Source organism: Streptomyces spiramenti (assembly GCF_012034385.1).
Lineage (GTDB): Bacteria > Actinomycetota > Actinomycetes > Streptomycetales > Streptomycetaceae > Streptomyces > Streptomyces spiramenti.
Genome location: NZ_JAAVJB010000281.1, coordinates 1 through 5,593 on the forward strand (window position 1 = coordinate 1; position 5,593 = coordinate 5,593).

Here is a 5,593-nt window from a genome sequence, read left to right on the forward strand (position 1 = left end):
CGAACTTCCGCAGCACGTCGAAGTGGAAGTCGACAGGCCGCCCGCCGATGTCGCACCCGCCGAGCCCGGGGATGAAGGCGTGGCCGAGCCGGGGCGGGCGCGGGCGGCAGACCCCGGCCGGGATCGCCGGGCCACCGCCGTCACCCGCCGCGGCGACCGCCCGTCGGGGACGCGCGCCACGGGCATAACCTGGGACGCATGGCCTACTCCAGTCCGCTCCTGTCCCTGCCCGGCGCCGTGGCGGCCGACGCGCCCGACGCCGGTGTCGCCGCCCACTACGGCGACCTGTTCCGCGAGCAGCGCGCCCTCGCCCGCGGCGAGGGTCTCGTCGACCTGTCGCACCGCGAGGTGGTGACGGTGACCGGCTCCGACCGGTTGAGCTGGCTGCACCTGCTGCTGACGCAGCACGTCTCCGACCTGCCCCCGGGGCGGGCGACGGAGTCGCTGATCCTCTCGGCCAAGGGGCACATCGAGCACGCGATGTACCTGGTCGACGACGGGACCACGACCTGGATGCACACCGAGCCCGGTCGGGCGGCCGAACTCATCGGCTACCTGGAGTCGATGGTGTTCTTCTACCGCGTGGAGATCGCCGACCGCACGGCGGAGTTCGCGGTGGTGCACCTGCCCGCCGGGTCGATCGCCGAGGCCCCGGAGGGCACGGTGGTCCGCGAGACGCCGCACGGCCGGGAGCTGTTCCTTCGGCGCGAGGCGCTGGCGGAGTTCGCCGCCGACCACGGCCCGGCGATCGGCGTGCTGGCGCACGAGGCGCTGCGGGTGGAGGACCACCGCCCGCGCCTGGGGCTGGAGACCGACCACCGGACCATCCCGCACGAGCTGGGATGGATCGGCGGGGCGGTGCACCTGCAGAAGGGGTGCTACCGGGGTCAGGAGACGGTGGCGCGCGTCCACAACCTGGGGAAGCCTCCCCGGCGGCTGGTCTTCCTGCACCTGGACGGCAGCGATGTGGTGATCCCCGAGCACGGCGCGCCGGTGCGGTTGGCGTCGGACGGGCCCGAGGGGCGGCAGCTCGGCTTCGTCACCACCTCGGCGCGCCACCACGAGCTGGGGCCGATCGCGCTGGCGCTGGTCAAGCGGAACGTGCCGGTGGACGCCGAGCTGGTCGCGGGCGGCACCGCGGCGGCCCAGGAGACGGTCGTCGAACCCTGACGCCCCGCCCCTGCCGCCGGCACAGCGCCGCGCCGGCGGTCGTCGGCTCGCGGTCAGACGTCGAGCAGGACGGTGAACGGGCCGTCGTTGGTGAGGCTCACCCGCATCCGGGCGCCGAACCGCCCGGTCGCGACCTCTGCGCCCAGCTGCCTGAGCTGGGCGCAGACCTCGTCCACCAGGGGTTCGGCGGCCTCTCCGGGCGCCGCGGCCTGCCAGGTGGGCCGGCGGCCTTTGCGGGCGTCGCCGAGCAGGGTGAACTGCGAGACGACCAGCAGCGGGGCGCCCGTCTCGGAACAGGACCGCTCGTCGGTGAGGATGCGCAGACCCCACAGCTTCCGTGCGAGCTTCGCCGCCTGCTCGGGGGTGTCCTCGTGCCCGACGCCGACGAGGGCGCACAGTCCCTCGCCCTCGATCTCGCCCACCGTCTCGCCGTCGACGACGACCCTGGCCCCGTCGACACGCTGTACCACCGCTCGCATGGGGCCCATGATGCCGCACGCCCGGCCGGCGCCCCGCCGCGCCCGTGCTCCGGCTCTCGCCGCGCGTGCTCGGGCGCGGCGGGGGCCCGGCGGGCAGATCGGATGCCGCCGTACGGGTGGAGGCGTCCCCGTTCCTGGGGTACACAGTGACACGATGCGTGCCACGGGGTACGTACCGCGCCATGCCATCACAGATGGGGATAAGGGGACACAACCTGATGATCACACCAAGTCCCGGGTGTTCGTCGGCCGATGCTCCGGCGGCCCGCCGCCAGGTCACGGCCGCGCCGGGCACCGGCGAGCGACCGGACGGCCCGACCACCGCCACCGTCGCCGAGCTGCGCGGCCACTCGCTGGCGGGGCTGCGGGCGCTGCGCCGCGACGCCCAGCAGGAGGAGTCCGACCTCAGCTATGTGCGGCGGCTGCTCCAGGGGCGCATCGACATCCTGGAGGCGGAGCGCCGCCGCCGTTGCGAGCCGGAGGGGCCGCTCGTCGACCAGTTGACCCGCATCCTCGCCGACGCCCCGGCGGGACACCGCTCCTCCGCCCGGCACGTCACCATCGCCACCCCGGCCGGATCGCAGTACCGCCTGCTGGTGGAGGGCATGCTGGCGGAGGTGGGACTCTCCGACCCGACCTCCCGGACGGACGCGGAACTCATGGACGCCCTGGCGAGGTTGGCGCGGTACGAGGCGGAGGTCTCCGGACGGCGGCAGGCGCTCCAGCGCACCGCGGACGCCTGCGGCGCGGAGGTCACCCGGCGCTACCGGGAGGGCGAGGCGCAGGTGGAGGACCTGCTGGGCTGAGGGGTGGTCGGCCGCCGGCGGCGACCTCCGCGGCGTGGCCAGGGGCCCGGAGCAGCGGGTACTGTCCGAGCGGCCGTTCGAGCGCGGTCGGTGCGTCACCGCGCGCCGACTCGGTCACGGCCGCCACCTGCGCCGCGCGGCGCACCCCGCCCCGGCGGCGTCCGCACGCACGCACCCGACCACCCGTAGGGAAGGCCGCCATGACGCCCCAGACAGCTCCCGTCCTCGCCGAGGTCGTCCGTTCCGGCTTCGTGGAGGGCCGCCACCACGGCTCGGTGGTGGTCCTCGCCGCCGACGGGTCGGTGGACTTCTCCCTGGGCGACGCCACCTCGCCGTGCTACCCGCGGTCCAGCAACAAGCCGATGCAGGCCGCGGCGGCGCTGCGTTCCGGGCTGGAGCTCTCCGGCGAGCGGCTGGCGCTGGCCGCCGCGAGCCACGCCGGCGAGCCGTTCCACCAGGAGCTGGTGGCCACCATGCTCGCCGAGCACGGCCTCGGCGAGGACGACCTGCTGTGCCCGCCTGACCTGCCGGTGGACCGCCCGTCGATGGAGGAGCAGCTGGCGGCGGGGCGCGGCCGGACCCGGATCGCGATGAACTGCTCCGGCAAGCACACCGCGATGCTCGCGGCCTGCGTCCGCAACGGCTGGCCGCTCGCCAGCTACCTCGACCCTGCTCACCCGCTCCAGGAGCGGATCCGCGAGGAGGTCGTCCGGGCGACGGGCGAACCGGTGGCGCACACCGGCACGGACGGTTGCGGCGCACCGCTGCTCGCGTTCTCGCTCACCGGGCTGGCCCGCGCGTTCCGGTCCTACGTGCTCGCCGAGGAGGGCAGCGTGGAGCGGCGGATCGCGGACGCGATGCGGGCCCACCCCGAGTTCGTGGCAGGCACCCGATTCACCGACACCTGGCTGATGCGGGGCGTGCCGGGAGCGCTCGCGAAGGCCGGCGCGGAGGGTGTGCAGGCGGTGGCGTTGGCCGACGGCCGGGCCCTGGCCTTCAAGATCGAGGACGGCGCCGGACGTGCCCGCGGCCCGGTGCTTGCGGCGCTGCTGCGACGGCTCGGCGTGGACGGCCCCGAGGTGACGAGGATCGGGGAGGCGCCGCTGCTGGGCGGTGACGCGCCGGTGGGCGAGGTCCGCGCCGCGCTCTGACGCACCGACGAACGCTCCCACCCCGCTCCGCACGTCAGAGCTGGCTCACTCGTGGAGCGGGGTGTCGGCCGTCCGGCAGCGGAGAGAAGTCACCCTGTCGGTGTTCCGACGCGATGGCGGCTCGCCGGGGCAGGAACGCCACGGCGCCCCGGGCGGCCTGCCCGTGCTGCTGCACCACGGTCTGCTGGGATCGGCCGGAGTGCCCGGGGAATGGCCACGCGTCGCCCGGCGCGCCGAAGTGGAGCTGACGGCCGTCGCCCGGCCGGGGTACGGCCGTGTTCGCCCCCGGTGGCCATGACGTCGATCGGCGACTGGCCGCGGCTGGTCACCCCGCTGCTCGACTCGCTCGGCGTCGGCCGCTTCGGGGTGCCGGCGGTCTCGGCCGGGGCTCCCCTCCAGCAGCCCGATCGGGGGCTTCGCCCCCGGAGCGGTGCCCCAAGGCGTCGGCTCGTGGCGCTCCCCCACCGACATGGACGTGCCGTTCGCCACCGCGGAGATCGTCGCCGCCGGACTCCCGGGCGCCGAGCCGCACGAGGTGGCCGCGCCGGGCCACTGCCGACACCCGCCGCCGTGGCCGCCGCCGGCGCAGCGCGGGTGCACGCGGGCAGGCGGGCAGGCGGCCGTTGAATTGTGTGGCAGCGCCCGTGGGGGCTGCCTAGGGTCGCGGCATGGACCTGACGATCCGCACATCGACCGACGCCGACTTCGACGCCGAGGAATGGCTGCACGGCGTCGCCCGTGGGTTTCTCCTCGCGCCCCGCATGTCGGACGCCGAGGTCGCCGACCGCCTGGCGCGTCCCGACCCCGGTCGCCTGCGGGGCGCGTTCGCGGAGGGCCGGTACGTGGCGACCTACCGCAGCTTCGACCAGCGGCTGACCGTCCCCGGCGGCACCGACGTGCCCGCGCACGCGGTGACCGGCGTGTCGGTGCACCCCGGGCACCGCCGCCGAGGGCTGCTGACGCGGATGATGACGGCGGACCTCGCCGAGGCCAAGGACGGCGGCGAGATGCTCTCCACCCTCATCGCGGCCGAAGACGGCATCTACGGCCGTTTCGGTTACGGCCCGGCGAACGCGTCGGCCTCCTACACCGTGGAGGGCGCGGAGGCCGCGCTGCCGTCGAACTGGACGCTGCCGGAAGCGGACGGCACGGTGGAGTTCTTCGTGGACGGCTCGTTGGTGCGCTCGGCGGGGCCGGAGCTGTTCGAGCGGTTCCGCCTGCTCCAGCCCGGGGCGGTGGACCGCCCGGCGCACTGGTGGGGGGTGGTGACCGGCAAGATCGCCAGTAACCCGGCGTGGCAGGAGCCCTTCTACGTCGTGCACCGCGACCCTGAGGGGACGTTGCAGGGCATGGCGGCGTTCACCACCGACCAGCGGTGGGACCGCGGCGTGCCCGACGGCACGGCGACCGTCCACTGGTTCGTGGCCGCCACCACCACCGCCGAGCGGGCGCTGTGGCGTTCGCTGCTCTCGGTGGACTGGGTGCGGCGGGTGAAGGCCGACCGGCTGGCACCCGACACCCTCCTGCCGGAGCTGCTGCCCCACCCCCGCGCCGCCCGGGTGACCGCCGTCAACGACTTCCTGTGGATCAGGCCGCTCGACGTCCCCGCGATGCTGCGCTCCCGCGGCTACGCCGTCGAGGGCGAGCTGGTCCTGGAGGTCGCCGACCCGCTCGGCTTCGCCGCCGGCCGCTTCCTGCTCACCGCCGGGCCCGACGGCGCGGAGTGCGGACCCACCGCCCGCGAGGCCGACCTGACGCTGGACGCCGCCGCGCTGGGCACCCTCTACCTCGGTGACCGTCCCGCGAGCCGACTGCTGGCGCTCGGCCGCCTCGCCGAGGGGACGCCGGGCGCGGCGCGGCGGGCGGACCTGCTGCTGTCCACCCCGCGCCGTGCGTGGACGCCGGACATCTTCTGAGCTGCCGCGACCCGGGTGCGACCCGTGTGCGGCGCCGGTGCGCCGGCCCCGCACACGACCGGGGCCGCACC

5 protein-coding genes are annotated in these 5,593 nt (G+C 75.5%); 4 read left to right on the forward strand and 1 reads right to left on the reverse strand.

Annotation, left to right across the window (positions count from 1 at the left end; translation table 11 throughout):
• Nucleotides 1-198: 198 nt before the first annotated feature.
• Entirely contained in the window at nt 199-1,170 is a 972-nt protein-coding gene (gene ygfZ, locus HCJ92_RS21560) for a CAF17-like 4Fe-4S cluster assembly/insertion protein YgfZ (protein ID WP_167935280.1), read from the forward strand.
• Between the two features lie 53 nt (nt 1,171-1,223).
• On the opposite strand, the gene dtd is transcribed toward ygfZ, so the two are convergent.
• Nucleotides 1,224-1,649 (reverse strand): D-aminoacyl-tRNA deacylase, encoded by a 426-nt coding sequence (gene dtd, locus HCJ92_RS21565; RefSeq protein ID WP_167935281.1) that lies wholly within the window; start codon nt 1,647-1,649, stop codon nt 1,224-1,226.
• Nucleotides 1,650-1,867: 218 nt separating this feature from the next.
• Between dtd and HCJ92_RS21570 the strand changes: the two genes are divergently transcribed.
• The 3 genes from HCJ92_RS21570 (at nt 1,868) to HCJ92_RS21580 (ending at nt 5,522) form a co-directional block, all read left to right on the forward strand.
• A complete protein-coding gene (locus HCJ92_RS21570; protein WP_167935282.1) occupies nt 1,868-2,455 on the forward strand; it encodes an RsiG family protein in 588 nt (195 codons plus the stop codon).
• 200 nt (nt 2,456-2,655) lie between these two features.
• Nucleotides 2,656-3,606 (forward strand): asparaginase, encoded by a 951-nt coding sequence (locus HCJ92_RS21575; protein WP_167935283.1) that lies wholly within the window; start codon nt 2,656-2,658, stop codon nt 3,604-3,606.
• Between the two features lie 668 nt (nt 3,607-4,274).
• A complete protein-coding gene (locus tag HCJ92_RS21580; RefSeq protein ID WP_167935284.1) occupies nt 4,275-5,522 on the forward strand; it encodes a GNAT family N-acetyltransferase in 1,248 nt (415 codons plus the stop codon).
• Nucleotides 5,523-5,593: the final 71 nt, after the last annotated feature.

What these genes read in the sequence shown, in the direction of transcription:
- ygfZ (WP_167935280.1), top strand. Translation starts at nt 199, where the DNA reads ATGGCCTACTCCAGTCCGCTCCTGTCCCTGCCCGGCGCCGTGGCGGCC.
- dtd (WP_167935281.1), bottom strand. Translation starts at nt 1,649, where the DNA reads ATGCGAGCGGTGGTACAGCGTGTCGACGGGGCCAGGGTCGTCGTCGAC.
- HCJ92_RS21570 (WP_167935282.1), top strand. Translation starts at nt 1,868, where the DNA reads ATGATCACACCAAGTCCCGGGTGTTCGTCGGCCGATGCTCCGGCGGCC.
- HCJ92_RS21575 (WP_167935283.1), top strand. Translation starts at nt 2,656, where the DNA reads ATGACGCCCCAGACAGCTCCCGTCCTCGCCGAGGTCGTCCGTTCCGGC.
- HCJ92_RS21580 (WP_167935284.1), top strand. Translation starts at nt 4,275, where the DNA reads ATGGACCTGACGATCCGCACATCGACCGACGCCGACTTCGACGCCGAG.